Annotated in this window: 34 protein-coding genes; 21 read left to right on the top strand and 13 right to left on the bottom strand. The window is 70.1% G+C overall.

The window, feature by feature from the left end:
* The first annotated feature begins 292 nt into the window (after positions 1–292).
* On the top strand, positions 293–649 hold the full coding sequence (locus O7543_RS10845; protein ID WP_281553941.1) for a hypothetical protein: 357 nt from the start codon (positions 293–295) through the stop codon (positions 647–649).
* 9 nt (positions 650–658) lie between these two features.
* On the opposite strand, the gene O7543_RS10850 is transcribed toward O7543_RS10845, so the two are convergent.
* Positions 659–925, bottom strand: a complete 267-nt coding sequence (locus O7543_RS10850) for a hypothetical protein (RefSeq protein ID WP_281553940.1) — start codon at positions 923–925, stop codon at positions 659–661.
* 3 nt (positions 926–928) lie between these two features.
* On the bottom strand, positions 929–1,945 hold the full coding sequence (locus O7543_RS10855) for a hypothetical protein (protein ID WP_281553939.1): 1,017 nt from the start codon (positions 1,943–1,945) through the stop codon (positions 929–931).
* Between the two features lie 198 nt (positions 1,946–2,143).
* Between O7543_RS10855 and O7543_RS10860 the strand changes: the two genes are divergently transcribed.
* The 3 genes from O7543_RS10860 (at position 2,144) to O7543_RS10870 (ending at position 3,576) form a co-directional block, all read left to right on the top strand.
* Entirely contained in the window at positions 2,144–2,830 is a 687-nt protein-coding gene (locus O7543_RS10860) for an aldo/keto reductase (protein ID WP_281553938.1), read from the top strand.
* A 210-nt stretch (positions 2,831–3,040) separates the two neighbouring features.
* Entirely contained in the window at positions 3,041–3,316 is a 276-nt protein-coding gene (locus O7543_RS10865; protein ID WP_281553937.1) for a type II toxin-antitoxin system Phd/YefM family antitoxin, read from the top strand.
* The gene (locus O7543_RS10870; RefSeq protein WP_281553936.1) at positions 3,313–3,576 is read left to right on the top strand and encodes a Txe/YoeB family addiction module toxin; all 264 of its coding nucleotides are present in this window, start codon (positions 3,313–3,315) and stop codon (positions 3,574–3,576) included. Before O7543_RS10865 ends, O7543_RS10870 begins: the two co-directional genes overlap by 4 nt.
* A 27-nt stretch (positions 3,577–3,603) precedes the next feature.
* On the opposite strand, the gene O7543_RS10875 is transcribed toward O7543_RS10870, so the two are convergent.
* Both O7543_RS10875 and O7543_RS10880 read right to left on the bottom strand, forming a co-directional pair.
* A complete protein-coding gene (locus O7543_RS10875) occupies positions 3,604–3,786 on the bottom strand; it encodes a DUF397 domain-containing protein (RefSeq protein ID WP_281553935.1) in 183 nt (60 codons plus the stop codon).
* Positions 3,783–4,586: a Scr1 family TA system antitoxin-like transcriptional regulator gene (locus O7543_RS10880; RefSeq protein ID WP_281553934.1), complete on the bottom strand. Its 804-nt coding sequence runs from the start codon at positions 4,584–4,586 to the stop codon at positions 3,783–3,785. The genes O7543_RS10875 and O7543_RS10880 overlap by 4 nt, the downstream gene beginning before the upstream one ends.
* 140 nt (positions 4,587–4,726) lie before the next feature.
* Here O7543_RS10880 and O7543_RS10885 point away from each other — a divergent pair, with 140 nt between their 5' ends.
* From O7543_RS10885 to O7543_RS10905, 5 genes are read left to right on the top strand one after another with little or no spacing between them, the layout of a single operon-like run.
* A complete protein-coding gene (locus O7543_RS10885) occupies positions 4,727–5,044 on the top strand; it encodes a hypothetical protein (RefSeq protein WP_281553933.1) in 318 nt (105 codons plus the stop codon).
* On the top strand, positions 5,031–5,348 hold the full coding sequence (locus tag O7543_RS10890; protein ID WP_281553932.1) for a hypothetical protein: 318 nt from the start codon (positions 5,031–5,033) through the stop codon (positions 5,346–5,348). Before O7543_RS10885 ends, O7543_RS10890 begins: the two co-directional genes overlap by 14 nt.
* Before the next feature lie 43 nt (positions 5,349–5,391).
* Positions 5,392–6,024: a DUF998 domain-containing protein gene (locus O7543_RS10895; protein ID WP_281553931.1), complete on the top strand. Its 633-nt coding sequence runs from the start codon at positions 5,392–5,394 to the stop codon at positions 6,022–6,024.
* A 10-nt stretch (positions 6,025–6,034) separates the two neighbouring features.
* Positions 6,035–6,592, top strand: a complete 558-nt coding sequence (locus tag O7543_RS10900; RefSeq protein ID WP_281553930.1) for a helix-turn-helix domain-containing protein — start codon at positions 6,035–6,037, stop codon at positions 6,590–6,592.
* A complete protein-coding gene (locus O7543_RS10905) occupies positions 6,589–8,151 on the top strand; it encodes a serine hydrolase domain-containing protein (protein ID WP_281553929.1) in 1,563 nt (520 codons plus the stop codon). Before O7543_RS10900 ends, O7543_RS10905 begins: the two co-directional genes overlap by 4 nt.
* Positions 8,152–8,206: 55 nt before the next feature.
* On the opposite strand, the gene O7543_RS10910 is transcribed toward O7543_RS10905, so the two are convergent.
* Positions 8,207–8,764 (bottom strand): hypothetical protein, encoded by a 558-nt coding sequence (locus O7543_RS10910; RefSeq protein WP_281553928.1) that lies wholly within the window; start codon positions 8,762–8,764, stop codon positions 8,207–8,209.
* A 286-nt stretch (positions 8,765–9,050) separates the two neighbouring features.
* Positions 9,051–9,389, bottom strand: coding sequence for a TIM barrel protein (locus tag O7543_RS10915; protein ID WP_281555500.1), 339 nt, complete (start codon positions 9,387–9,389; stop codon positions 9,051–9,053).
* Positions 9,390–10,064: 675 nt separating this feature from the next.
* Between O7543_RS10915 and O7543_RS10920 the strand changes: the two genes are divergently transcribed.
* Both O7543_RS10920 and O7543_RS10925 read left to right on the top strand, forming a co-directional pair.
* On the top strand, positions 10,065–10,235 hold the full coding sequence (locus O7543_RS10920; protein WP_281553927.1) for a hypothetical protein: 171 nt from the start codon (positions 10,065–10,067) through the stop codon (positions 10,233–10,235).
* Between the two features lie 102 nt (positions 10,236–10,337).
* Complete coding sequence (locus O7543_RS10925) at positions 10,338–11,438, top strand: hypothetical protein (protein WP_281553926.1); 1,101 nt, start codon at positions 10,338–10,340, stop codon at positions 11,436–11,438.
* Here O7543_RS10925 and O7543_RS10930 read toward each other — a convergent pair.
* From O7543_RS10930 to O7543_RS10940, 3 genes are all read right to left on the bottom strand, one after another.
* Positions 11,427–11,768 carry a hypothetical protein gene (locus tag O7543_RS10930; RefSeq protein WP_281553925.1) on the bottom strand — a complete coding sequence of 114 codons (342 nt, stop codon included), beginning with the start codon at positions 11,766–11,768 and terminating at the stop codon, positions 11,427–11,429. The two genes, O7543_RS10925 and O7543_RS10930, sit on opposite strands and share 12 nt — an antisense overlap.
* Before the next feature lie 259 nt (positions 11,769–12,027).
* Complete coding sequence (locus O7543_RS10935; protein WP_281553924.1) at positions 12,028–12,867, bottom strand: DUF4081 domain-containing GNAT family N-acetyltransferase; 840 nt, start codon at positions 12,865–12,867, stop codon at positions 12,028–12,030.
* Between the two features lie 95 nt (positions 12,868–12,962).
* Positions 12,963–13,229 carry a hypothetical protein gene (locus tag O7543_RS10940; RefSeq protein ID WP_281553923.1) on the bottom strand — a complete coding sequence of 89 codons (267 nt, stop codon included), beginning with the start codon at positions 13,227–13,229 and terminating at the stop codon, positions 12,963–12,965.
* 45 nt (positions 13,230–13,274) lie between these two features.
* On the opposite strand from O7543_RS10940, the gene O7543_RS10945 reads away from it, so the two are divergent.
* Positions 13,275–13,592, top strand: coding sequence for a hypothetical protein (locus O7543_RS10945; protein WP_281553922.1), 318 nt, complete (start codon positions 13,275–13,277; stop codon positions 13,590–13,592).
* Between the two features lie 231 nt (positions 13,593–13,823).
* Here the strand turns inward: O7543_RS10945 and O7543_RS10950 are convergent, their stop codons facing one another.
* Positions 13,824–14,177: a beta/gamma crystallin domain-containing protein gene (locus tag O7543_RS10950; protein ID WP_281553921.1), complete on the bottom strand. Its 354-nt coding sequence runs from the start codon at positions 14,175–14,177 to the stop codon at positions 13,824–13,826.
* 387 nt (positions 14,178–14,564) lie between these two features.
* Here O7543_RS10950 and O7543_RS10955 point away from each other — a divergent pair, with 387 nt between their 5' ends.
* Entirely contained in the window at positions 14,565–14,936 is a 372-nt protein-coding gene (locus O7543_RS10955) for a hypothetical protein (RefSeq protein ID WP_281553920.1), read from the top strand.
* Positions 14,933–16,408: a hypothetical protein gene (locus O7543_RS10960; RefSeq protein ID WP_281553919.1), complete on the top strand. Its 1,476-nt coding sequence runs from the start codon at positions 14,933–14,935 to the stop codon at positions 16,406–16,408. Before O7543_RS10955 ends, O7543_RS10960 begins: the two co-directional genes overlap by 4 nt.
* Here O7543_RS10960 and O7543_RS10965 read toward each other — a convergent pair.
* Positions 16,387–17,856, bottom strand: coding sequence for an SDR family NAD(P)-dependent oxidoreductase (locus O7543_RS10965; protein WP_281553918.1), 1,470 nt, complete (start codon positions 17,854–17,856; stop codon positions 16,387–16,389). The two genes, O7543_RS10960 and O7543_RS10965, sit on opposite strands and share 22 nt — an antisense overlap.
* A 215-nt stretch (positions 17,857–18,071) precedes the next feature.
* Between O7543_RS10965 and O7543_RS10970 the strand changes: the two genes are divergently transcribed.
* The 5 genes from O7543_RS10970 (at position 18,072) to O7543_RS10990 (ending at position 22,343) form a co-directional block, all read left to right on the top strand.
* Entirely contained in the window at positions 18,072–18,623 is a 552-nt protein-coding gene (locus tag O7543_RS10970; RefSeq protein ID WP_281567396.1) for an RNA polymerase sigma factor, read from the top strand.
* Complete coding sequence (locus O7543_RS10975; protein WP_281553916.1) at positions 18,620–19,429, top strand: zf-HC2 domain-containing protein; 810 nt, start codon at positions 18,620–18,622, stop codon at positions 19,427–19,429. Before O7543_RS10970 ends, O7543_RS10975 begins: the two co-directional genes overlap by 4 nt.
* Positions 19,430–19,537: 108 nt before the next feature.
* Positions 19,538–20,338 (top strand): ABC transporter ATP-binding protein, encoded by an 801-nt coding sequence (locus tag O7543_RS10980; protein ID WP_281555499.1) that lies wholly within the window; start codon positions 19,538–19,540, stop codon positions 20,336–20,338.
* Positions 20,335–21,732: a hypothetical protein gene (locus tag O7543_RS10985; RefSeq protein ID WP_281553915.1), complete on the top strand. Its 1,398-nt coding sequence runs from the start codon at positions 20,335–20,337 to the stop codon at positions 21,730–21,732. The genes O7543_RS10980 and O7543_RS10985 overlap by 4 nt, the downstream gene beginning before the upstream one ends.
* Positions 21,729–22,343, top strand: coding sequence for a hypothetical protein (locus tag O7543_RS10990; protein WP_281553914.1), 615 nt, complete (start codon positions 21,729–21,731; stop codon positions 22,341–22,343). The genes O7543_RS10985 and O7543_RS10990 overlap by 4 nt, the downstream gene beginning before the upstream one ends.
* Positions 22,344–22,378: 35 nt before the next feature.
* Here the strand turns inward: O7543_RS10990 and O7543_RS10995 are convergent, their stop codons facing one another.
* Both O7543_RS10995 and O7543_RS11000 read right to left on the bottom strand, forming a co-directional pair.
* Complete coding sequence (locus tag O7543_RS10995) at positions 22,379–22,780, bottom strand: hypothetical protein (protein ID WP_281553913.1); 402 nt, start codon at positions 22,778–22,780, stop codon at positions 22,379–22,381.
* Between the two features lie 108 nt (positions 22,781–22,888).
* Positions 22,889–23,302: a hypothetical protein gene (locus tag O7543_RS11000; RefSeq protein ID WP_281553912.1), complete on the bottom strand. Its 414-nt coding sequence runs from the start codon at positions 23,300–23,302 to the stop codon at positions 22,889–22,891.
* A gap of 390 nt (positions 23,303–23,692) precedes the next feature.
* Here O7543_RS11000 and O7543_RS11005 point away from each other — a divergent pair, with 390 nt between their 5' ends.
* Together O7543_RS11005 and O7543_RS11010 are read left to right on the top strand one after the other, a co-directional pair.
* The gene (locus O7543_RS11005; protein WP_281553911.1) at positions 23,693–24,034 is read left to right on the top strand and encodes a DUF4212 domain-containing protein; all 342 of its coding nucleotides are present in this window, start codon (positions 23,693–23,695) and stop codon (positions 24,032–24,034) included.
* Positions 24,031–25,716 carry a sodium:solute symporter family protein gene (locus O7543_RS11010; RefSeq protein ID WP_281553910.1) on the top strand — a complete coding sequence of 562 codons (1,686 nt, stop codon included), beginning with the start codon at positions 24,031–24,033 and terminating at the stop codon, positions 25,714–25,716. Before O7543_RS11005 ends, O7543_RS11010 begins: the two co-directional genes overlap by 4 nt.
* Positions 25,717–25,854: the final 138 nt, after the last annotated feature.

Genomic DNA, 25,854 nt, shown 5'->3' on the forward strand with positions numbered 1-25,854 from the left:
CACCGTCCCCATGCGAGGACCCATGGGATGCAGCAGGACGGGAACCCGGGCAGCCCGTGCAGCGTCGAATGCGAGAGGTAGTACTCGTGTAGTGAGGAGAAGCGTAGTGCCCAGCAAGACTAGAATCTTGGCCTTGGTTGTCGCCGTGGTGCTGGCCGCTACTGGGTGCGCCGTGGGAGACGACGTTGGTGGGGCCAGGCCTGACCAAGCTGCGGAGCAGGTAGAGGATTTGCTGCGCACGAGGTACGCACGATGGTATGCGGGTATCATATTGGATGAGCCCGCCGGGACGATGACCGTCTATCGTAAGCCGGGCAGCGATCTCGACGTGGTGGTCCGGAATCGGTTCGCCAACGTCGACATCCGATTCGCGGACGCCCGGCTCTCGGAGCAGGAGATGCTGGTGTTGACCGAGCAGGTCATGGCCGATGTGGAGTACTGGCGCAGCGAAGGTATCGCTGTTTCTGGCGCGGGTCCGTCGCCCGACGGCTCAGCTGTGCTGGTGATGACGGTGGATGGGGCAGCAGGTGAGGCGGAGAGACTATCTGACCATTATCGGAAGCCAATCGTGGTGGAACGGGGCTCGGCTGAGTTCGCGCCTTTCTCGGTCGGTCCGGACGGAATTCCGTCCGGACCGACCAGTAGCTGAACGATAATGTCAGGGGGTGAGGAAGTTCACACTGAGCCGGGAAAGTTGCTCGTTGATGTCGACGTACCACCACTTCCACGAGCATTGCCGGGAGTTGGGATCGTTGATGTCTCCGCTGGGTACTCCGCTGCAGGGCACAATTTCGTCGCGGTTCGCCGAGCGTAGGCTGATGATGCCGCGGGCCGTGCCGCTGTTGCCGGACTGCACATAGACCGGGCCGCCGCTGTCGCCGTTGCCGACAGCGGCGACGCGGTTCGCGCCCTCAGCTCGGACCAAGCCTCAAATCGTGGGTCCGCCGATGGGCGTGAGGGTCTGGTTGAGCGCTTGGACGGTCCAGCCGCAGGCGGAGCCGGAGAAGGATCCACCGGAGCAGACGAGGTTGCCGACGTGGTTGGTGGACGCAGCGCTGATGTTGCGACCCGTGTTGGTGTCGCCGCTGGCGAAGGATGGGCCCTCGTACACGCTGTAGCCAGCGTTGGTGAGGATCAGCATGCCGTCGTACTCGACCGTCGTGTTGGAGAGGGTATTGCCGATCACGGTGCCGTTGCCCGTTCGCCATTGCCCAGCACCGCAATGCGCCGCAGTGAGCAGGTAGCGGGCTGCGCCGTTGTTGCCCCGTACACCGAAGCCTGAGGTACAGGCACCGCCATTCAGGATGAGCGCGCCACCCCAGTAGGGCTGGGTGTCCGCGAACCGGGTCGTAAATTCGGCGGGCGACTCGAGCGACACGTCCAGTTTCACGCTACCGGTTAGCTCGTCAGACACCTGGCGCAGATCGGTAGATGCGCGCCTGTCGCCGTCGGCCAGTGTGACACCGACGCCAAGGCTGTTGCCGTCCGGGGCCGGGCCGACGAGCACGACGCGGCCAGACGAGAATTGTTGTCCCGCGAGACGGTCAGCCTCCTTTTCGAGGATGTGCAGCGAGTAGGCTGCGGCCCGCACCTCGACGTCAATTCCAGCCCGGCGCACCTTCGCGATAACGATCTCGACCGCCGTTGTCAGCTCACCGTGCCAGTAAACAGTCAGGGTGTTGGCGGCGGGATCAACTCGGTCACCAGCGAAACCCGACAGAGCCAGGTCGCCGGCTGCCACCCGGATGGCGTCAGCCGCATCGTTGAGTTTCTCCTGGCGAGCGAAGAGCTGGGCGTACTTGTGCGCTTCGTCTGTGGCCGGTTCTATCGCCGGCGCGATGTCAGACACCTCCGACTTCCCAGGCTCTGCCGAGGCTGGCGCAGGCACGGCTGCGACCAACGCGACGATGATGCCCGCTACCAAGATGCTTCTGATCTTGCTCACAGATGCTCCCATCTCGGTAACGACATGCAAGCACGACCTTACCGGCAGTTATCGATACATTCAAACCTCTCAACTGATCTACTGATCGAGGCTGGTCGGGCTGCAGACAGACCTCGTGCGGCCCTGCCGGCCGGGTCATCTGGCGCCTGCTTCGCGGGTCCTACCCGGCCGCGCGACTTCTCGCAGCCGATCAGGATCATGCTCCTCGTCTTCGTCAACGCGATGACCCGGCTGGGTGTCGACTACGTCAACATCTACCGGCCGGCACGACTGGACCCAGAGGTGCCGATCGAGGACACGGTGGGCGCGGTCAAGGACATGATCGAAGCCGGGTACGTGCGGCATGTGGGACTGTCCGAGGTGGGTGCCGAGACGGTCCGCCGGGCGCACGCCGTGCACCCGGTCGCCGGCCTGCAGATCGAGTACTCGCTGATCTCGCGCGGGGTGGAGGCCGACGTGCTGCCGACACTGCGGGAACTGGGCGTCGGGATGACCTCGTACGGCGTCCTGAGCCGAGGCCTCATCTCGGGCCACTGGCAGAACACCGAAGCGCGACCGGGTGACCACCGCAGCCGGATGCCACGGTTCTCGGGTGACAACGTCGAACACAACCTGGCCCTGGTGGAGGCGCTGCGGCGGGTGGCCGAGGCGAAGGGCTGCACCGTGGCTCAGCTGGCGATCGCGTGGGTGGCGGCTCAGGGCGGCGACATCGTCCCGCTCGTCGGCGCCCGTACCCGCAATCGATTGACCGAGGCCCTGCCCGCCGCCCACCTGGTGCTTTCCGCGGACGACCTGGCCGAGATCGAGAAGGCCGTGCCGGCCGGCTCGGCACGGGGCGACCGCTACCCGGCCGCGATGATGGCCAACCTCGGCACCGGCAACTGACCCTCGACGACGCAAGCACGTCGCCCGGTTGGCTAACCGTCACGCTGCGCTATCGCCGGGTTTGGTGCCTGAAGCGCCGCCTCGTACGCATCCTCGACGCCAGCCCGGCATCCGCCGCGCGCTTCGCCATTCAGCGACCAAAGTCGTACAGGTTTTAGGTACCATAATCGGTACGGTATTCCTGTACCGGCTGCTGGAAGGAGCGCAACCATGTCCATCAGCGCAAGCGAAGCACGGCAGCGCCTGTTCCCCCTCATCGCGCAGGTCAACGACGACCACGACCCGGTACGCATCAGCTCGCGCAGCGGGGACGTGGTGCTCATGTCGGCGGAGGACTACGACGCCTGGCAAGAAACCGTGTACCTGCTTCGGTCTCCCGCGAACGCGAGGCGGCTCATGGAAGCCGTCGCCCGGGACCGAGCGGGCGGCTCCTCGATCGCCAAGACCATGGATGAGCTACGGGAGATGGCCGGGGGCGAGGAGTGAGGGAGGTCAACTTCGATCCCGACGCATGGGAAGACCTGCTCTTCCGGCTCGCCTCGGATCGGAAGAAGGCGCGCCGGATCACCCGCCTGATCGGCGAGATCCAGCGTGACCCGTTCACCGGTGTCGGCAAGCCGGAACCCCTGAAAGGCGACCTGTCCGGCTACTGGTCGCGGCGGATCGATGACGAACACCGCCTGGTGTACCGGGCCGACGAGAAGGAAGTGAAGATCATTAAGGCCCGGTACCACTACAGCGACTGACCGGTCTCGCCCCAGCCGGGGTGCGGCTCAGCGCTTGACGGTGGCGACGAAGGCGGACCAGGCGGGCGGGTCGAAGGCCAGGGTGCCGCCGGTGCGGTCCTTGGAGTCGCGGACCAGCACCCGGCCGGGCAGGTTGTCGGCGACCTCGACACAGTCACCGCCGGAGGCGTTCGAGCGGCGGGACGTGCGCCACATCGGCTCGGTGGTCATAGCTCCCTCACCATCTGCCGGATCAGATCCCGGGACTGGGCCGCGTTCAGGGCGAGCGCGTTGACAGTGTGCCACGCCCGATCGAGCCCGGTCACCCGCGCCGGCTCCGTGACAAGCCGGCCCTCGAAAATATCCTCCATGTATCCAGCGAGTGCGCCGTTGTCGAGCGAGGCGAGCACGAACGACACCGACCGGCCGATGTGCATGCCGACCCCGTCCGGCACCACGTGCACGAAGGTCCGGTGGCGCTCCGACTCGGCCAGCAGCCGCTCCAGCTGCGCCTTGGCCATCGCCGGGTGCGCCGAGCGCAGCGCCGCCATGTCCATCATGAACACGCAGATCGCCGGGTCCTCGCGGCCCAGCACGACGGACTGGCGCTCCATCCGGACGGCGAGCAGCTCGTCGACCTCGCGCTGACTGCGCAGGCCGCTGTCCAGCACCGACCGGGCGTACTCCTCGGTCTGCAGCAGGCCGGGGATGAGTGACGCCTGGTAGTACCGCAGGGTGGTGGCGGACTCCTCCAGCTGGACCCACGGGCGGAACCAGACCGCCTGGGCCATCCGACGCCGCTCCCGCTCCAGCTCACGGGCCTCGGCCGCCTCGGCCGCCGACTTGCGGACCCGGTCACCCGAGCCGAAGAACTCGTCCAGTCGCGCGGCGGTGTCCGGTTGCGGGACCAGCCGGCCCTGCTCGAAGGCGGCGATCAACGAACCGGAGACCAGGATCGCCTCACCGACCTGATCCTGGGTGACGGAGCGCTCGCTTCGCAGCTGACGGAGGATTTCCGGAAGTGTATTCACGGTGCACACCTTTCGGATACAGGTGATTGTCCGGTAGATGGGTGCGGATTGCCGCTGACCTATCTTCCGCTGACTGGGTTGAGAAGTCCAGGGTGGAGTGGAGGAAGATTCGACTCGACACTCCACCCGGGAGGTGAACGATGCCGAGAAACGACGGGATCGGCGGACTACCGCGACAACTACGCCGGCTGCCCACCAACGCGGGCCCGCAGCACACCACCGCACACGACGACGTGATCACCCACGCCCGACGGCTGGTCACCCGGCACATGCCCCGCCGCAACGACGGCTGCCTGCCGTGCGGGCAGGTGTACTGCCGGCCGTTCCGCAAGGCGCTGGCCTACCTCGACCGGCACCGGGATCCGGCGGCCAGAAGAGTCCGCGCGGTACTGCAACTACACGGCCTGCAGCCACCGGAAATGGTGCCGGAAAGGATGGACGACAATGAGCAACAGTGATCTTCCGGTCGAGGTCGGCGACGTGATCAAGATGTCGGAAACCGATTACCGGTACGGCATCGGCGCGCTCCGACTGCGGGTGCAGCACGTGGGCGACGTTTCGATCGAAGACGGGATCCGATGGGTGCAACTGATCGGCGCACAGATCAACTTCGACGGCCGGGACGGCGTCACCCGACACGTCCAGGCCCGGCTGGTGGCGCTGCTGCGGCCGGGGGCGGTGATCCGACCGGTCCGGCACCACCGGCCGGCACCACCGACACATCCGGCGGGCAGCCACGCCGATCCGGACCGGCCGGCCTGACACCGCAACCACGTGAGCCGGGACCGCGTGACACCGTAGGCGGGTGAGGCGTACCAGGTGGTGGGCGGTCGGGGCGGCGGTCGGCGCGGTCGGCGGGGCGGTGACCGTGACGGTCGCGGTGGTCGCCGGTCCCGGTCCGGGACTGCGCGGGTACGTCAGCGAGTCCGGGGTCGGCGACGGCGGCTCCGTGGTGGCGTACCAGTCGGGGCTGCTCGCCCTGGCGGTGAGCCTGCTGCTGCTCGCCGGGGCGCTGCGCCCGGTCCGCGCCGCCGCCTGGCTGCTGGTCGCGGCGGCCGGCGCGACGACGGTCTCGGCGACCGTCTCCTGCCGGGACGGCTGCCCGTTGCCGCCACACGACCCGGTCACCGCCACCGACCTGGTGCACGGCGGGGCCAGCATCGTCGCCGTCGCCTGCTGCGTCTTCGCGATGATCGCCGTGTTCTGGTCGCCGGTGTCGACCTGTCCGCTGCGCCGGCTGGCGCTGCTCGGGGCCGCCGCCGCGCTGCCGCTGTCCGCCGCAGTCGGGCTGGGCATGCTGCTGGTCGGCGGCGGGCTGCTGGTCGGCACGTTGGAGCGGCTGCTGTTGCTGCTGATCGTGGTGTGGTGCGTGGCGACGGCGGGGCAGGTGGCCCGCGACCCGACCCACTCCGATTGCAGAAATTACGTAACTACGTAATAATGGGGTGATGACTGAGCCGGAGTTGACCGAGCGGGTCACCGCCCTGGAACGGACCGTGCAGGACCTCGTCGCGCGTCTCGACGCCGACCGAGCCGTTGACGCCGACCGAGCCGTCGGCGACGCGTCGACCGGACCGAACGCCGTCGGACCGGACACCGGCAACCCGTTCTGGGCGCTCGACGGACTCAAGGACCAGGTCGGCGGCACCTCCGGCGCGGTGCTCTACACCGGCACGGTCACCCTGCCGACCGGCGAACACTACGACTGGCAGTACGGGCACACCGTCGACGACCTGCTCGACGCCGACTGGACCGGGTACGCCGACACCCTCACCGCGCTCGCCCACCCGGTGCGGCTGCTGCTGGTCCGGCACATCCTGGCCGGCACCCGGACCGTCGCCGCCCTGGCCGAGATCGACGGGCTCGGCACCACCGGTCAGCTCTACCACCACCTGCGGCAACTGGTCAGCGCCGGCTGGCTGCGCACGTCGACCCGGGGGCAGTACGCCGTACCGCCGGAACGGGTCGTCCCCCTGCTGATCGTCCTGTCCGGAGCACACCGATGACCCCGACGCGTACCCGCGCTCTGATCGTCGCGGCGGCTGTCGCCGTCGTCGGCGGGCTGCTCGCCGCGCTGATCGCGCCCTGGCCGGCCCGCCTCGGCGACGCCGCCACCGGTGACCTCGCGCTCGCCGACGAGGTCCGCGCGGTGATCGACGACCCCGGTGGCTACCGGGGTCTGGCGGTGGCGCGGATCGCCGACGGGCAGGTACGGGTCGCCGGACTCGGTGACCGCGCTCCGGGCACCGTCGGCCGCGCCAGCGAGCCGGTACGGCCGGACACCCCGTTCGAGATCGGCTCGATCGGCAAGACGCTGACCGGGATGCTGCTGGCCGACCAGATCGCCGCCGGGCAGGTCGACGGCGACACGACGCTCGCCGAGGCGCTGCCCGGTCAGGAGTTCGCCGACCCGACGGTCGGTGAAATCACCCTGGCTGAGCTGGCCAGCCACCGGTCCGGGCTGCCCCGGCTGCCGACGGTCGGCGCAACCGCGACGCTCACCATGACGCTGGGGGCGCTGCGCGGCACCGACCCGTACGCCGGTCTGGACGTCGACCGGATCCGCGCAGCGCTGACCCGCGCCCGGGTCGGTGACGGTCGGGGCGAGGTGCACTACTCCAACTTCGGCGCGGCGCTGCTCGGCATCGCGCTGGCCGAGCAGACTGACCAGGCTGAGCAGACCGGGAGTGTTGGAGAGGCCGACGCCGGCTCCTACCCGGCGCTGGTCGAGCGACGGCTGATCGGCCCGCTCGGCATGAGCGACACCGGCTACTCCCTCGACGGGGCCGACCTGCCGGCCGGTGCGACGACCGGATCCACCGCCGGTGGGCGCGCCGCCGATCCGTGGCAAGGCTCCGGGCTGGCCGGCGCCGGCATCGGCCTGTGGTCCACCGCCCCGGACCTGGCCCGGCTGGTCACCGCGCTGCTCGACGGCTCCGCGCCCGGCGCGGACGCCACCCAGCCCCGGTTCACCGCCGACGACGACACCCGCCGGATCGGCTACGGCTGGTTCACCACCACGTACGACGGTCGGGCGATCACCTGGCACAACGGCGGGACCGGCGGTTTCCGGTCGTACGTCGGCTTCGACCCGGCCACCGGCGACGGCGTCGTGGTGCTCGGCAACACCGACAAGGGTGTCGAGCCGATCGGGCTGGCGCTGCTCGGGGTGGCCGGTGACAGCGACGCCGCCGGGGCCGGGCCGCTGCTGATCGGCGTCACCGTGGTGTTGCTGCTGGCCGCCGCGGCCACCCCGGCGGCGACCGCGTTCGGCGGCCGGCGGCGCTGGCTGCCGGTGACCGACCGGCTCAACGTTATCGGCTCGGCGTCGAGCGCGCTGCTCTACCTGCTGATCGGGCACCTCGCCGGTGCCTGGCACGACGTGTGGGCCGGCTGGTGGGCGGTGGCCGCCGGACTCGCCGCCGGTGGGGTGGCGGCCGGCGTGCTGCGCTGGCGACGGCTGCCGGTGACCGGGTCCGGCCGGCCGTGGCTGCGCTGGACCGGGCTGGTGGCCACCGTCACCGTCACCGCCGTCGCGCTCACCCTGACCCTGCTGCTGGGCTGAGCTCCGCCGGGCGATCCGCCGCTGGGTTGGTCAGGTGCCGGGTCGTAGCGGCCGGTCAGGGTGCCGGGTCGTAGCGGCCGGTGGCGGCGCGGGCGGCGACGCCCAGCAGGTCCAGGTTCCCGGACAGGCCTTTGATCTTGGTCGGCACCGCTCCCGCCGGGTAGGCGCGGGTCACCGGCACCTCGCAGACCCGCAGCCCCAGCCGGGCCGCCCGCACCGGCAGGTACGCCAGCAGTTCGTGCGCGTCGAACACGTCCCGGAACACGTTGACCCGGGGGTCGGCGAGCAGCCGGGCCGAGTGGCCCCGGAAACCGTTGGTGGTGTCGGTGTACCAGGTCCGCGCCCCGGCCGACAGCAACGGTGCGTGCAGCAGCCGGATGCCGAGGTACCGGGACCAGGGCGTGTTGACCGCCACGCCGCCCGGGACGAAGCGGGAGCCCTGCACGTAGGCGTACCCGTCGTCCAGCCGGTCCCGGAACCGGCCGATCGCCTTGACGCCGTCCTGGCCGTTGCCGTCCACGGTGACCACCCCGTGGTAGCCGTCGTCCAGGGCTGCGGCGAAGGCCATCCGCAGTTGCGCGCTGAGCCGGCCCGGACCGCGTTTGACCAGCACCGACCGTACGCCGTGGCCGGCCAGGAAGTCGTCGGCGACGGAGCCGTCCGTGCTGCCCCGTCGGCGATCAGCACGTCAAGGCCGTGACCGTGGTCGTGCATCCGGCTCAGCTGCGCCCGCAGCAGGTCACCCTCGTTGATCACCGGAACCACTACCGCGTACCGGCTGCGCCGGGGTGCGAAGTCGCGTCGGTCGTAACGCGGTACCCGCCGGTCGCTCCGGGAGGGCGCTGGTACCTGGTCGCCTGGTACCTGGTCGCCTGGGGGGTCGAGTTGTCGGGTGCCGGTCAAGGCCGCTCACGGCACAGTGCCACGGCGTACCGGGCGGCGCGATCGACGGCGGCGACTGGATCGCCGTCCGTCGGGCGCATCTCGACACTCAGGTACCGGTCGTACCCGACGGCCCGCAGCGCGGCGACGAAGTCGGCGTGGGCGCGGTCCGGGGTGCCGACCGCCGCCAGGTCGGGCTCGCTGAGATGGGCGTGGCGCAGCAGCGGAGCGAAGCGGTCGGCGCTGGCCGCCGCGTCGTCACCGGCCAGCGCCATGCAGGCGGTGTCCAGGTGCAGCCGCAGCCCCGGCGAGTCGACGGCGGCCACCAGCCGCGCCGCCTCCTCCGCCCGGAGCAGGTAGTCGGCGCCGGGTGTTCTACCGCCTGGTCAACCGGTACAGCGACCTCGACACCCCGCTGCGTACCGAGCGTCTGAGACTGACCTCCCGGCGCACGCTGGCCCCGATGCTCGCCATGCGGAAAAGGGTCCGCTACCGCAAGGCCCTGTACGCGATCCTCGGGCACCGGCACGAGCACCTGCGGTACATCCGGACCACGGTGGACACCGCCGCGCGCCGGCGGCTGGACCGGGAGACGTCGAGCCTGGCCTTCGACATCCTGCTGTCGTTCTCCGACTTCGGGCCACGGGTGGCACACCGACTGTCCCTGACGTTCGGCGCCCTTTCGCTCGCCGGCATCGCGTACGCGGTCGCGGTGTTCCTCGTCAAGTCCGACCCCATCGAAGGGTGGACCACCCTGGCGATCCTGGTGTCCGGCGGATTCACCGGCCTGTTCCTGATCCTCGGGGTGCTCGGCGAGTACCTGGCGGATCCTGGTCGAGGTACGGGCCCGGCCGATGTACGCGGTCCGCGACGTGGTGGTCTGCCAGCCGGCCGAGGCACCAGGGCGTACCGCCGGACCACCAGGGCCATACCTGCACGATCAGGTGACCGGCGCACCGGACGACCGCCCGGGCCGCATCGGCCCGTCCGGCCACATCGGACGACCTTGCGGCGACGATCGGGGCGGGGGCGTGAGCAGGCTCACCCGGCTCACCGGGCGACCGACCGAGGACTCGACCAGCGACCCGGTCGACGCCCGGCGGACCCTGTCGGTGCCCGGCTGGCTGCCCGCCGCCGGCTGGGCGACGCTCGTCGGCGTACTGGCCGTCCTGCTGCTCTACTACTGGGACGGCCCGCCGTAGAACCCGGACTCGTGGCGCTACTACGAGCTGTCCCAGACCCTCGGCGGCGACTTCTTCCGGATCGCCTCCCGGCACAGCTACCAGTCGCCCGAGCCGTACTCGATGGGCTGTGGTCCGCTCTGGCCGATTCTGGTCGGGGTCACCGGCGGCGGCCTGGTGCTCCCCCGACCGGACACCCTGCCGGCTGTGCTGCTCCTGGCGGTGCTGCTGGTCGTGATCCGCCGCCGGGACTGGCGCTGGCTGCTGCCAGCCGGCCTGGTCTTCACCCTCGTGATGTCGCCGTGGGCGGTCTACGGGCTGGTTCACTTCGGTACGCCGTTCCCGGCGGACAACCGCATCATCGCGCTGGCCGTGCCGCAGCTGTACGTCACCGACGTGATCGACGTCGACCAGCTTCCGACCGCCGCCGACGACCCGATCGGCTGGCTGGCCCGGCTCGTCGGCAACGCGCCGGCGGCTGTCCTGCAGGCGGCCAAGGCCGCGGTCTGGGCACCCACCGTCGTGGCCACCACTGTCGCCGCCGGCCTGCTGCTCCGCCGCGGCCGCAGACTGCAGCTTCGCCGCGGCCGCAGACCGCTGCGCCATGGGCCGCGATGGCTGCTGGTCGGCCTGGCCGCGCTGGCCGCATTCACCGCACAGGTCGCCTTTTCAGAGCTCAGCACCGGCTACCTGAGCCGACGCTATCTCAGCCTGGCCGTGCTGCTGACGCTGCTGACCGCAGTCGTGCTGATCCTGCGGGCCCCGGTCCCGGCCCGGCTGACCGGGCGGCGGACCGGGCATGCCGTCGGCGTGCTGCTGCTGACGCTGCCGGCAGGCTGGGCGCTCGGACACCAGCTAACCACCGTGCCGCCGGACCCGGACAGCCTCACCGGTGGCGTGGTGGAGCAGGAGCTGCGGCGCTGCCGCAGCGACGGGACGCTGACCATCGTCACCAGCACGGAAGTCGGCCGGCACAGCACCCTGACCGGCCGGCGGACGACGTTCTTCCCGGATAACTTCGCCGACATCCCGGTCGCGCAACGGCGCGACCGGATCGCCACCTGGGGAGTCGACCAGCTCCACCTGCTGCCGCTGCCGGCGGACGCCGATCCGCGGACCGTCCGGCGACACGACGAGCCACGCTCGTTGCTCTCCACCGCCGCCCGGGTGACCCCGGATCCGTGTGTCACGACGGGCCGGCTCTACCGGGTGTCACTCGGCTAGGAACGTGGACCTGGCTTGTCGTGTGGTCGCGCCGGCGCGCCACCGAGCATCGTGACGCAGCACATCGAGCAGCAGAACCGTCCAGGTTAGGGCACTGCTCGGGCCCTGGCGGCCCTCCCAGCGCGGGCCTTCACCCCCGGCCTGAAGGCCGGAGCACTGGCCCGCATTCCGGTAGCCGCCACCGCCGCCCGCGAAGAGCAGCACCGCCCGGCCAGCGGGTGGGCCGACCTCCCCGTACTCCACGAGACCGGCCCGGGTCGTGACCAGTGTGCTGCCGGCGTGCAGCTCGGCCCGTTGGCGACGGACGAATTCCCGGTAACCGTGTGCCACGATCGGGTTGCCTTCACTGATGGACCTGCCTGGCGGGTTGGCTGGCCGGCACCAGCCGGTACGCGCGTGCGCTGCGCCGCCAAGACCGGACACCCCGGCCCGCTCAGCCTCCCCAACCTTGTTGGGCGTTCGTCCTGGACGAACGCCGAACAAAGTACCACCGCTGTCGGACGCGGTTCCGTGGCCGCTGGACGGGTAGGAGTGGCTGGCTGGACGAGTAGGAGTGGCTGGACCGTGCCGACGCCGCGGATGGCAGGGCTCAGAAGAGCACGGTGGCGAAGGAGCCGACCCGGCGGAAACCGCACCGGTCGTAGACCCGACGGGCCGCGGTGTTGTAATCGTTGACGTACAGACTGACGGTCGGCGCGACCCGGCGCAGCGCGTCGCGGACCACCGCCGCCATCGCCGGGGTGGCCAGCCCACGGCCGCGCCATATCGGATCGACCCAGACCCCTTGGACCTGCGCGGTGTGCCGGGTGACGACGGCCAGTTCGGCCTTGAAGACCACCGTGCCGTCGACGATCCGGGCGTACGTGCGACGGGCCCGGACCAGCTCGCCGACCCGCCGCCGGTAGCCGCGCCCGGCGTCCTCGGCGACCGGGGAGACGCCGACCTCCTCGGTGTACATAGCCACCGCCGCCGGGAAGAGCAGGTCGATCTCGTCGGGCCGGACCAGGCGTACCCCCGGGTCAGCCGGCACCGCCGGCGGCCGGTCGGCGATCAGCAGCGGCTGGTCGGCACGGATCTCCCGGGCCGGCCCCCACTGCCCGCCGATCCGCTCCCACAGCCCGAGTACGGCGTCGGCCCGACCGACGATCGACGAGCAGACCCGTTCCTCGATGGCGAGCCGGTCGGCAAACGCCGCGACCGCAGCCGGCGAAGCGTGCACCGGGGTCAAATGCCCGCCGAGCCAGCACAGCGACTCGAGTTGGCGGCGCGGCCCGTAGCCGAAGACCCGCCCGTCCGAGCGCCACCAGGCCAGTCCGCGCGCGGCGATCCGCTCCGCGACCTGCGGCGCGGCATAGGGGTCGAGGTCGAGGATCCGCTCCACCGCCCCACGCTCGGTCTCCCCGAGCTGCCGCACCGGCACCGTCAGCACAGTTACCAGCCTGCCAGATCCGATGCCGCCCGGCAGACCCGATCCGGGCACCAGGGGTCAGGCGCTGCCCCGCACCACCAGTTCGGTCGGCAGGATCACTGCGGCGTGTGAGTCGCCGGCCAGGTGGCCGAGCAGCAACCGGACCAGGTTAGAGCACTGCTCGGGCCCTGGCGGCCCTCCCAGCGCGGGCCTTCACCCCCGGCCTGAAGGCCGGAGCACTGGCCCGCATTCCGGTAGCCGCTGAGCCCGGACAGCGCCGCCGAGACCGCCGCGCCGACCCCGGCGTACCGCGCGGTGTTGGCCACCCAGCGCCAGAACTGCCCACCCCGGTACGCCGACAGCTCAGCGATGTTGACGAACATCCCGGACCGCAACCTGCCCGATCGATGGGCTTCATCGGCTGTTCGATGGCTGAGAACATCGCCCAGGGCTACGTCGCGATCGGCGGCCAACGCATGTGGGGGCCCTACGGCACCGGCGGAGCGGTCGTCCAGTCCTTGACCAACACCAACTCCAGCTCGTGGCAGGCCTTCGACCGGCAAGCCGCCCAGTACGGCCGGCCGACCGCCGTATGGGTGCAGATCTGCATCTTCACCCAGAATGGAGCGACCTACAACGAGGTCCGGCAGCTCATCGCCAACGCCGGCAGCACGCCGCACCGGGCGCGACCATCTACATCTCCGGCCAGCCGCTCTACGACCCCGGCCAGGCGAGATAGCCACTGATCCGGCGAAGCTGTCGGCCGAGTACTTCACCGTCCCCGGTGGGCTGGCCCGCGCCTAATACCCACAACCCGTACGCCAGCGCGGCGGCCGCCCTGGCCGAGGCGACCCGGACCGCCCCACCGGTCACTGACTGATCCGTCGAGACCGCCCGAAACGCTCGCCGTGGGGCCCGCCCTCCGCTGGACGACAGGACGCGGCAGGGCAGGCCGACGGCAGGTGGTCAGTCGCCGATCACCAGATCCGTACCTCGTACACCCGGACCCGGGCACCCGCGAAATCGGTACCCCACCACTTCTCCAGAGTCGTGCTGTAATAGCGGCCATCCCGCTCGTAGTTGACGGTCGCTTTGTTGTTGCCGCTGTCGAACCGGTAGACGCCGCTGATGTTCGTCCCGGTCGCTCCTGCGTTCGCGAAGCATCGGACCAATCGGTAGCCACCACCGAGATCGATGTGCAGCTTCAGGAAGTCGTTACGGTCGGCACAGGAAACCTGGTTGATGGCGAACGCTGGGCTCGCCGGCAGGCCCAACGTCAGGGCGGCGACCGCCGTCAGCCCGACGGCGACCTTCTTGAAGCGCGTCATCATCCGACTTGTCCCTTCTATCCGCACCGTGGCGATCGCGCAGGCGGCACCTGCCGTCCGATATACCGGTGTCCAGGTGTCGACGGCACCGGCCCTGGCGTTGGTTCGCCGGCAAGTGTCGAATCTAGGGAAATTCTCCGAAACGCTTGCCAACGACCCGACCGGCACGACGGGGCCGACCGAGAGCCACCAGGCCGCAGCGCGCGCACCGGAAACGTTGATTTGTCCAACTGTCGTCCCTCTGTCGAGGGATCATTACCGCGACGAGGCACCTGGGAGCCGGCGTCCACCGGCGATCACTCAGCTGCCTCGGACGGAGTGTCGGCCTGCCACAATTCGGAGAGAACGGGATCAGCAGTGCATGTCCGCGGGACAGGTCCACGACGCTACGTGGCACAGATTCTGGTGATCGCGCTCGGCCTCACCTCCGCCGGCCTGGCAGTCCAGGGTGCCGTCGATGCCGGGACCACCGGCTTCAGTTATGCCAGGGCGCCGCAGCACCTGGCGTCGCAGCGTCGCCTGCACCGCGACTTCGAAGCCGCCCGCGCCACGTTCGTAGCGACTGTCCCACCCGGCAGTCGGGTGGTCATCGATCCACCGCTGCGACACCTGTGGCACCAACGACTCGCCGAGTTCACCGCGTTGACCGGCGGCACCCTGGTCGTCGATCACCAGCAGGCCGACTACCAGGTGCGCCTGATCGAGCGCCGTACGTCCACCGGCACGCGTTACCACGTCGAGTTCAACGAGATCAACCGATGATCGACACCTGTCTCCTCACGACGGCACTCGTCGTGGCCGGCAGCCTGCCGCTGTCGTACGCGATCGTCCGTACCCCGCTCGTGGCATTGCTGCTGGCACCGTTGGTCACCGCGCTCATCAGCACGGCGGCTGTCGTCCTCATGGTGACGATCGGCCTGCCGTTCAGATTCTGGCTGGCATCGACATACCTCGTCAGCTGGGCTGCTGCCGGTTGGTGGCTGACGCGACCACGGATCGCCACCATGTCGATGTCGTGGCGGGCCGCGGTCGCCACCATCGCCGTGCTGGCAGCACCCTTCCTACCGATTCTCCACCCACCGACCGCATGGGACGCGCACTCGATCTGGTGGTTGCATGCGGGCTATTTCCTGTTCGACGGGCAGGTCGCCCGGACCGCGATGGCAGACCCCGGGTTCGCGTTCTCCCACACGGACTACCCGCCACTCGCTTCCGCCCCGGTCGCCGCGGTCTGGAGTCTCCTCGGCCAGGGTTACCGCACCGCTCAGCTTGTGTCGGCGCTGACGACGTTCTCGGCGATTGCGATGGCGGTCGTCGCCGTCCGCACCGCATTCGCCCGCACCCGGCCGGTACTCGCCTGGTCGGCGGGGCTGGCAGTGGGACTCTCCACGTGGGCGACCGGCGGTGAGTACGTCGCCGCCGGCTACGCCGACGCGTTGTGGTCCGTCAGCCTGCTCGGCGCCGCAGCCCTGCTCCTGCTCTCACCCGACCCGCTGCGGCAGCCCGCCCTGGCCCTGATCCTGCTCGCCGCCGCGATCCTCACCAAGAACGAGGGTCTGGTAGGCGGGGGCATCCTGGCTGTCCTGGTGACGCTGCGGGAAAGGCACCGCATCAGCAGGGTGTGGATGGTGTGGGTCCCCGTCGCAGCCGGAGGCGCCTGGGTGGTGCTGTCACGGCTGGTGGGTTCGACGTCGGACATCCAGGAGTCTGGGCCCCTCGGCAACCTGTCCCGGGGCGGCGCGCACCTCAACGCCCGGCTGCAGCCGACCCTCGACGCGTTCTGGGGAAACGTCGGTCCGCTGGCGGCCGCCGCAGTCATCTGTTCCGTCGCCGGCACCCTTCTCCTACGGCATCGACGCACGGAACTCGGCGTCGGTTCAGACTGCTGGCTCTGGCTGCTCAACTTCGGCTACACGGCCACCTTGGTCCTCATTTACGTCACCGGCAGATCGGACATCACCTGGTGGCTGGGCGCGTCAGCGGACCGGGTCACGCTGCCGACCGCGATGCTGGCCTGCCTCAGCGCGGTGGGATGGCTCCTGGTCGCCACGAGCGGTCCCAGCGGAGCAGATGGCACACGGCCACCAGCGGTCGAACCGGCGAGCCCAGCGGCCGACGGCGGCAGTGGGTCGGCCGTCACCGGTCGCACCGCACCGGTCGCACCGGTCTCGTACCGCGCCCAGCAGCCGCGGAAGGATCACGTTGCCCCGACCTACCAGGCGGCCGGTGCGTAGTCCTTCAGGAAGCAGCCGAACAGGTCCTCGCCCTGCTCACCACGGACAATCGGGTCGTACACCCGGGCCGCGCCGTCGACCAGGTCCAGCGGTGCGTGGAAGCCCTCGTCGGCCAGCCGCATCTTCGTCGGGTGCGGCCGTTCGTCGGTGATCCAGCCGGTGTCGACGGCGGTCATCAGGATTCCATCGGTCAGCATCTCCCGCGCGCTGGTGCGGGTCAGCATGTTCAGCGCGGCCTTGGCCATGTTGGTGTGCGGGTGACCGGGCCCCTTGTAGCCGCGGCTGAACACTCCCTCCATCGCCGACACGTTCACCACGTACTTGCGCCGGGCAGCCGCAGCGGCCATCGCCGGTCGCAGCCGGCTGATCAGGATGAACGGGGCGACGGAGTTGCACAGCTGCACCTCCAGCAGCTCCACCGCGTCGACCTCGTGCACCCGCTGCACCCAGCTGTTCACCGGGTCGAGGTCCGGCACCAGCCCACCGGCGTCGATCGCGGTGGCCAGGGCGATCCGGTCCGGGGTGGCCGAGCCACTGGTCAACGCCAACGCAGTGAGCGCCTGGGGGGTGATCGCCGACGGCTGCGACGGTCCGGCGATCGCCGTCGCGGCGGCGCCCCGGCCACCGACCGAGGCGAAGCTGACGATCTCCGGCAGCGGCCCGTCGGGCAGCGGCGCCGACTCCGCGGCGACCAGCTGGGCGTACGCGCCGGAGCTGCGCCGGACGGTCTGCGCCGCGTTGTTGATCAGGATGTCCAGCGGACCCTGCGCGGCCACCGAATCGGCGACCGCGATCACCTGGGCCGGGTCGCGCAGGTCGACGCCGACGATCCGCAGCCGGTGCAGCCACTGGTCGCTGTCGTCCATGGCGGCGAACCGGCGGGCGGCGTCCTGCGGGAACCGGGTGGTGATCGTGGTGTGCGCGCCGTCGCGCAGCAGCCGCAGCGCGATGTACATGCCGATCTTGGCCCGGCCGCCGGTGAGCAGCGCCCGGCGGCCGGTCAGGTCGGTACGGGCGTCACGGCGCTCGTGGTTGAGCTTGGCGCACGGCGGGCAGAGCTGGTGGTAGAACGCGTCCACCTCCCGGTAGCGCTCCTTGCAGATGTAGCAGGCGCGGGGCTGGCGCAGGATGCCGGCGGTGGCGCCGGCGGTCGACGACACCAGCGGGATGCCTTTGGTCTCGTCGTCGATGCGCCCGGGTGCCCCGGTGGCGGTCGCGGCGGTGACGGCCCGGTCGGCGGAGAGGACGGCGTCGCGTCGCTCGGCCCGCCGCTGGCGCTTCACCGACTTGTACAGCTTCGCGGTGGCCCGCTGCACCCGTACCACGTCCGGATGGTCGGACGGCAGCGCCGACAGCGCCTCGATGACGTCGAGGCAGACCGCCAGCTGCGCCGGGTCGACCCCGGCCTGGGCCGACTCATCAAGCGGCCGTACGTCGTCCACCGTCATTCCCGTACCCGTCTCGTCCCTGGAGCGTCGCAGATGCGACCTGAAACTCTACGCACCCAGCCAGGTTGGTCGCGAGAGCGCTGCACCGGGGAACAGCGGCGTTGCGCACATCGAGGAACCTCTGTCGTCGGCGAATCGGCCGATTGACGACACTGCGTGACCCAGCTCACGCAAGATGGAGAACCATCGTGGGAGCGCGGATCGTCTTGCCTGTTGTGAGACGGAGCTTGGACGCACTCGACGAGGGTGAGCTGCTGCGCCGCATCGCCCGGGGCGATCGGCGGGCCTTCGACGAGCTGTACCGCCGGACGTCGCCCTGGTTGACCGCGCGGCTACGCCGCAGGTGCGCCGACGACGACATGGTCGCCGAGGTGCTGCAGGACACCTACCTGGCGGTATGGCGCTCGGCCGGCAGCCAGGCTCAGGACGCGGCGAAGGGCAGCGCGGTCGGCTGGCTGTGGACCATCGCCGCCCGCCGGCTGGTCGACGCGTTCCGCGCCCGCGCCCGCCGGGAACGGGTCCCGGCGGTGCAGACCGCCGCCACCGTCGCCCCGGCCGCCGAGGACGAGGCGCTGGCCGGCCGGATGAACGCCGACCTGGAACAGGCGCTACTGGCCCTGCCGGCCAACCTGCGGCAGGTACTGCGCGCCATGGTGCTCGACGGTCTGACCACCCGGGAGACATCGGTCCTGCTCGGCATGCCGGAAGGAACCGTGAAGACCTACGCGCGGCGGGCCCGGCTCGCGCTACGGGAGGCATTGTCATGACCACCCATCCCACCCCCACCCTCATCTCCCGCTACGCGTCCGGTGACCCCCGGGTCGACGACGCGACCGTCTGGGCGGTCGAAGCCCACCTGGAGTCCTGCGCACCCTGCCGGGCGCAGCTTTCCGACGCCGTCGGCCCAGCCGACCGGCAACTGCTCGACCGGGTGGCGGTCGGCGTCGTGGCCGGGATCGAGGCCGGCCCGGCACCGGTACGTCGGCGCCGGTTGCGGCGTTCCGGGTTCGCCGCGCGGATCCTCCCCTCGCTGGCCACCGCCGGCGCGTTGATGCTGATCGCGGTTCTGTTCGAGACGACCTTTGCCAGCCTGCCCTCGCTGGTGCTGCTGGTCGCTCCAGTGGCTCCCCTGCTGCCGGTGGCCGCTGCGTGGAGCCGCCGTACCGACCCTGCCTGGGAGCTGATGGCGACGATGCCCCGGACCGGGTTGCCGTTGCTGCTGCGCCGCACCCTCGCGGTGTTGACCGTGGTCGTGCCGGTGCTCGCGGCGGCCGGCTGGTCGACCGGGCAGTCCCCCGCGCTGTGGCTGCTGCCCGGTCTGGCCTTCACCACCGGCGCGCTGGCACTGGGCGGGCTGGTCGGAGTGGACCGAGCCGCGCTCGGTCTGACGGTCCTCTGGTCGGTCGGGGTGATCCTGCCCAGTCTGGTCGGCCGGCAACTGCCGGTCATCCTGGAGTCCGACAGCTGGCCCGGCTGGGCACTGGCCACCGTGGCGTTGGTGGCCGTGACGGCCGTACGGGCGGGCGACCACAACCGGCTACGCCTCGACCGGATCTCGTCCGACCGGTCCTGACTCCACCCACCGACCGGGCCGTACGCACGTACGGCCGATCGATTCACGTCTCCCGCCTGGCGGTGATCCGCCAGGCACCAGAATTGTCCACTTAAGGAGAGATTGATGATGCGTGCGGTCAGCGCGGCAGAGACCGCACCCTCCACGTACGCGTGGGCGGTGCACGCCGAGCGCCTGGTCGTCCGGACCGGCCGGCACCTTGCCGTCAACGGGCTGGACCTGGCGCTGGGCACCGGCGTACACGGCCTGCTCGGCCCGAACGGCGCCGGAAAGACGACCCTGATGCGGGCCCTCGCGACGGTGCTGAAGCCGACCGGCGGCCGGCTGGCCCTGCTCGGCGAGGACGTGACCGGCCGGGCCGATCTGCGCCAGGTCCGCCAGCGCCTGGGTTACCTGCCACAGCATTTCGGCTTCTATCCGCGCTTCACGGTGCGGGAGTTCGTCGAGTACATGGCCTGGCTCAAGGAGATGCCGAAGGCCACCGTTACCGGCGCCGTGCAGCGCGCCGTCGACCGGGTCGGTCTGACCAGCCGGGCCGACTCCAAGTTGAAGACGCTCTCCGGTGGGATGCTGCGCCGGGCCGGAATCGCCCAGGCGATCGTCAACGATCCGGAGGTGCTGCTGCTCGACGAGCCGACCGTCGGCCTCGACCCGGAGCAGCGGCTGGACTTCCGGGAGCTGCTGCGCGAGGTCGGCTCGGACAGCTGCGTGCTGGTCTCCACCCACCTGGTCGAGGACGTCGCCGCGGCCTGCACCGATGTAGTGCTGGTCAACGAGGGTCAGCTGGTCTGGCAGGGAACCCCGGCGCAGCTGGCCGAGCAGGGCAGCGCCGGGGACGCCGGGGACAGCGCCACCGAACGTGGCTACTCGGCGCTGCTGCGCGCGTACCGGGGGAAGGTACCGGCATGACCGGGCGGATCATGCGGACCGAGGTACGCCGGTCGGCGGTACCCGCCCTTGCCGGACTGCTCGTGTTGGTCGGCGCGGGCGTCACCCTCACGTCTGTCCAGTCCTTCGCCGGCCGGTGGACCCAGCTGGCGATGTACGGACGGGGTTCGCTGCTGCTGTTGTTCCCGCTGGCCCTGGCCGGCGGCGCGTGGCTGGGCCGGCGTGACCGGCAGCACCGTGTCGGCGAGTTGTTCGCCACCACCGTACGGCCGCGCTGGCAACGGACCCTACCGCTCACCGTCGGGTACGCGGCCGCCATGATCGCGGTGTACCTGCTGGTCCTCGCCGTCGGGGCGTTCTGGGTGGCACCGACGGCCAGCTACTTCTCCGGTACCGTCCTCGGCATCACCGCGGTCGGCGCGCTGGCGATGGTCGCCGCCAGCTGGTTGGGCCTGGCCGCCGGCCGGGCCGTGCCCCGGATCGTCACCGCGCCGGTCCTCGCGGTCGTCGGGTTCGCCGTGATCGGTCTGATCCCGGACTTCGTCACGATGTCCGGCTTCGACGAGAACTTCGTCAAGACCCGGCCGGACCCGTCGGCGCTGCTGCTCGTCCCGGCGACGCCCAACGGAGTCGACGACTTCCAGACCATCCCGACCTCGGTCAGTCTGCTGCAGGCAATGTGGTTGACGGCGCTCGCCGGCACCGCGCTGCTGCTGATCGGCGCGGTACGCCGTGGTGTGCTCGCCCTGGCGGTGCTGCCCACCGTCCTCGGTGCCGCCGTGGCGATACCGCTGCTGCCCACCAACGGATACACCGGGGCTGCTGTCGTCGACCCCGTCGCCGTCGAGCTGGTCTGCGACGACGACCGCCCGCAGGTGTGTGTCCGCAGGGTGCACGCGGCGGTGCTGCCCGACGTCGTCGGACCGGTCCGGGAGGCGCTCGCTGCGCTGGGGGCCAAGCTGCCGGATCCGCCGACGCGTGCGGTGGAGAGCGACCAGCTGGCCGCCTGGGCCGCACCCGAGCAGACGGCGGTCCGCAACGACTCGGACGTACTGGTCTTCGATACCCCGGACATCAGCCGGACGGGCCGGGCCGATCTGTCCAGCGGGTACTTTCAGGCGGAGTTGCTGCGGTCCGCGTGGTCACAGGAGTGCGAGGGCGACGAGCCTCACCTGGTGTTCAAGGTGGCCCCGTACCTGGCGCAGGAGGTCGCGGTGGCCTGGTTGGTCGGCGGGCCGCCGCAACCGCAGAGCTGGTGGCGTCCGGAGGACCGGCAGTTGGCCGACGCTTCGTACCAGGCGTTGACCGGTCTGCCGGCCGAGCAGCAGCGACAGGTTGTCGGGCAGGCCCGCGACGCGGCTCTCGACTGCGACTTCGACCGGATCGAGGAGCTGTTGCTGGCAGGTGACCAATGAGGTGGCTGGGCCTGCACCTTCGCGCCCGTCGAGTGCCGATGGCCGCCGCCGTCGTAGTCGGTGTCATCGCGCTGATCTGGATCAGCTGGCCGGTCTTCTCCGACGGGCAGACCATCAACACCCGGATGATCAGTGTCACCGTGATGCTCGCGGTCGTCGCGATCGGCACCACGCTCAGCGGTGCCGACGACGCCCTCGACCACACCGCGGCGGTCAGCTGGCCGACCCGCCGGGCCGCGCATCTGCTGCTCTCTGCCGCCGCGGTGATCGGGCTGCTGCTGGTCACCACGCTCACCGACGCCCGGTTCGAGCCGCTCGGTGTCGTCGCCCGCAACACTGCCGGGCTGCTCGGGCTCACCGCACTCGGTGCCGTGCTGCTCGGTGCCGCGCTGTCCTGGATCGCTCCGCTGGTCTGGACCATCGTCGCGATCATGCCGTGGATGGGGCCCAGTGGACAGTTGCGAATGCAGCTCGGTGCGTGGCTGATTCAGCCGGCCGGGACCTCCGCCGCCACGGTCTGCGCCATACTGCTGGCGGTGGCCGGGCTGGTGGCGTACACGGTGCGTGGCTGCCCGCTGCGGCCCGCAGCGGAGACGCTGCCGCACGACTGAGCGGCGACTGACCGGCGGCGGTTTCCCGCCGCCGGTCAGCGGTGGCCGGACAGCAACTGCGAGTTGTACCTCTCGGTCGCCCGCAGCGCCAGGACCGGGCCGGCCACCAGATAGGCCACCCAGGTCATCGGCAGGGTTATCCAGCCGATGACGATGAACATGAGCAGAACGTTGATCCAGAAGAACACCCAGAACGAGACCATCAGCACGATGCCGGTGGCCATTTTGCCGGCGTAGATGTTGCCGATGCCGAAGATCCCGAACAGGCCGGGCACCAGTTCCAGAGCCACCGCCGCGCCGGCCGACTTCGGCACCGCCGGGCCGGGGCCGGGCACGGGGGCATAGCCGCCCGGCTGGTACGGCTGCCCCTGATATGGCTGCGCCGAGGTGGGCATCGGCTGCTGCGGCCCCGACTGGTACGGGTTGGGGTAGGTCACCGGCTCAGTCTCCCAGCTCCGATGGAGATCAACACCGTACGTTCGGTCGTCCGCCGCCGGTCCTCCGTCGCTGCTCAGCGGCCGGCCGGTGGCCGGTCCACCGGGCCGTCAGCGGATCGAGACCAGCCGGATCGCGGTACGCAGCAGCACGACGGCGGCGCCGGCGACCATGACCATCCCGATGCCGGGCATCAGCTGCCCCCAGCTGCCGGTGGTCGAACTGAGGTAGATCAGCCGGGCAGCCTGCCAGCCGATGATGACGGCGACCGCCAGCCCGGGTAGCAGGGCGTGTGCGATGGCCACCTTGCGGTACGGCAGCAGCGCGCCGGCGACGGCGATGAATCCGGCGGACAGCGTCCAGAGGCCGGGTCCGACGGTACCGGAGAGCGACCCGAACGGGGTGATCACCCAGGGGAGCAGCGAGCCGACCAGCGCGAGCAGACCGCCGATGATCATGCCGAGGCTGCCGGCGTGCAGGATGCGCCGACGGGCGGGGGCGGCGGTGGATGCGGTGTCAGCCATGACCGGATGCTAGGCCGGGATCCCTGGTGTGCCCCAGCCGGCAATCGGTGAGTGGTCGGGCGGGGCCGCTGGGCGGCCAGATAGTCACCACAAAACGCGCGAACCGGGCGACGCTCCCCCGCTCATCCACGACCGCCGACCGCTCGCAGGCCCAGGTAGACCGTTCACCGCCCCAACCCGGCGTAAGGCAGATCAACTATTGCCTGTCCGGGCCGGGTCACGTTCTCTTCCCAGATTAAGGGTGTGACCGACCGCACAAGCCGTCGGGCGGTCCCGACCGACCAGCGGAGGTGCGGATCGGACAGCGGCACAGTCGCGGCACGGTGGCCTGCCGGTCGCTGCGCCACGGCCCGTCACCTGCCGTTCCCATAACGACTAGGAGGCCCCACAGTGACTGACGTAACCCCCGACAACAACGCCGGTGGCGGGGAACCGCCACCGGCGACGTCACCACCGGACAACGGCTGGCGCCAGGAGTACTGGCGCAAGAACCTGCGCCTCATGGTGATCCTGCTCGCCATCTGGTTCGTCGTCTCGTTCGTCTGCGGAATCCTGTTGATCCAGCCGTTGAACAATATCGAGATTCTTGGATTCCCGCTGGGGTTCTGGTTCGCCCAGCAAGGATCAATCTACACCTTTGTCATTCTGATTCTGGTATACGCGAAAATGATGGACCGGATGGACGACCAGTTCGGTGTCAGTGAGCGACCGGCGGAAGGGGGAGAGAAGTGACCCAGATCCAGGGCTGGACGCTCGGCTTCATCATCCTCACCTTCGCCCTCTACCTCGGCATCGCCTGGCGCAGCCGGGTCAAGGAAACGACCGGCTTCTACGTGGCCGGTCAGGGAATCCCGACCGTCGCCAACGGTGCGGCCGTCGCCGCCGACTGGATGTCGGCCGCGTCGTTCATCTCGATGGCCGGTCTGATCGCGTTCCTCGGTTCGGACGGTTCCATCTATTTGATGGGCTGGACCGGCGGCTACGTTCTGCTTGCTCTGCTCATCGCCCCCTACCTGCGTAAGTGGGGCAAGTTCACGGTCCCGGAGTTCGTCGGCGACCGCTACTCGGAGACCGTACGGACGATCGCCGCCGTGGCCGCGATCATCATCTCCTTCACGTACGTCGTCGGACAGATGCGCGGCGGCGGCATCGTGTTCAGCCGGTTCCTCGGGCTGGACATCACCGGCGGCGTCATCGTCGCGGCGCTGATCATCTTCGCGTACGCGGTGCTCGGTGGCATGAAGGGCATCACCTGGACCCAGGTGTCGCAGTACACGGTGCTCATCATCGCCTACCTGATCCCGGCGATCGCGGTGGCACAGCAGATGACCGGGCTGCCGATCCCGCAGGTCACCTTCGGGCAGATCCTCGGCGAACTCAACGCGCTCAGCACCCAGATGGGGCTGAGCCAGTTCACCGAGGCGTTCTCCGCCCGACCGCAGATCGACGTGTTCCTGGTGACAATGTCACTGATGATCGGTACCGCTGGCCTGCCGCACGTGATCATCCGGTTCTACACGACGAAGACGGTCCGAGGCGCCCGCTACTCGGCGTTCTGGGCACTGTTCTTCATCGCGTTGCTCTACACCACCGCTCCGGCGGTGGGCGCGTTCACCAAGCTGAACCTGCTGCAGGACGTCAACGGCGTGGCGGCGGACTCATTGCCCAGGTGGATCGAGAACTGGGCGGCGACCGGCCTGGTCACGGTCAACGAGAACGCGCAGACGATCCAGACGGTCAGCAACAGTCCGACGTCCGGGGCCGACCTGATCGTCAACAACGACATCCTGGTGCTGGCCAGTCCGGAGATCGCCGGCCTGCCGGCACCGATCGTCGGCCTGGTGGCCGCCGGCGGCATGGCGGCCGCGATGTCGACCGCCGCCGGCCTGCTGCTGGTCATCTCCTCGTCGTTCTCGCACGACCTGTACTTCCGCCGGGTGAAGCGGGACTCGACGGACAAGCAGCGGCTGCTCGCCGGACGGATCGCCATGGGCCTGGCGGTACTGATCTCGGTCTACGCCGGCATCAACCCGCCGGCGTTCGTGGCCCAGGTGGTGGCGTTCGCTTTCGGTCTCGCCGCAGCGAGCTTCTTCCCGATCATCGTGCTCGGCATCTTCTGGAAACGATGTAACGCCACCGGTGCCGCGGCCGGCATGGTGTCCGGAATGGCGTTCACCGCCGCGTACATGATCTACACGTTGGAGGTGTTCGGCACTTCAGCGAACCCGCACATCTTCGACATCAGCCCGGAGGCCATCGGCACCATCGGTGCGGTCGTCAACTTCATCGTCACGATCGTCGTGTCGAAGATGACGGCGCCGCCACCGGAGGAGATCTCCGAGATGGTGGAGAGCATCCGTTACCCGGCGGCCCGCCGCACCGTGCCGGCCGGCTCCACCGGCGACTCGGCCTGACCCGGACCGTTTCTCCAATCCCGGACAGTCCCGGAGGGCGGGCCCCGACAACGACGTCGGGGCCCGCCCTCCGGCCGTTCCAGGTCTCACCGACCCGACCGCCGTATCTCGGCTGACCCGCCCGGACGAGCGTCCGGG

This window comes from Solwaraspora sp. WMMA2080, assembly GCF_027497395.1.
Classification (GTDB): Bacteria; Actinomycetota; Actinomycetes; order Mycobacteriales; family Micromonosporaceae; genus Micromonospora_E.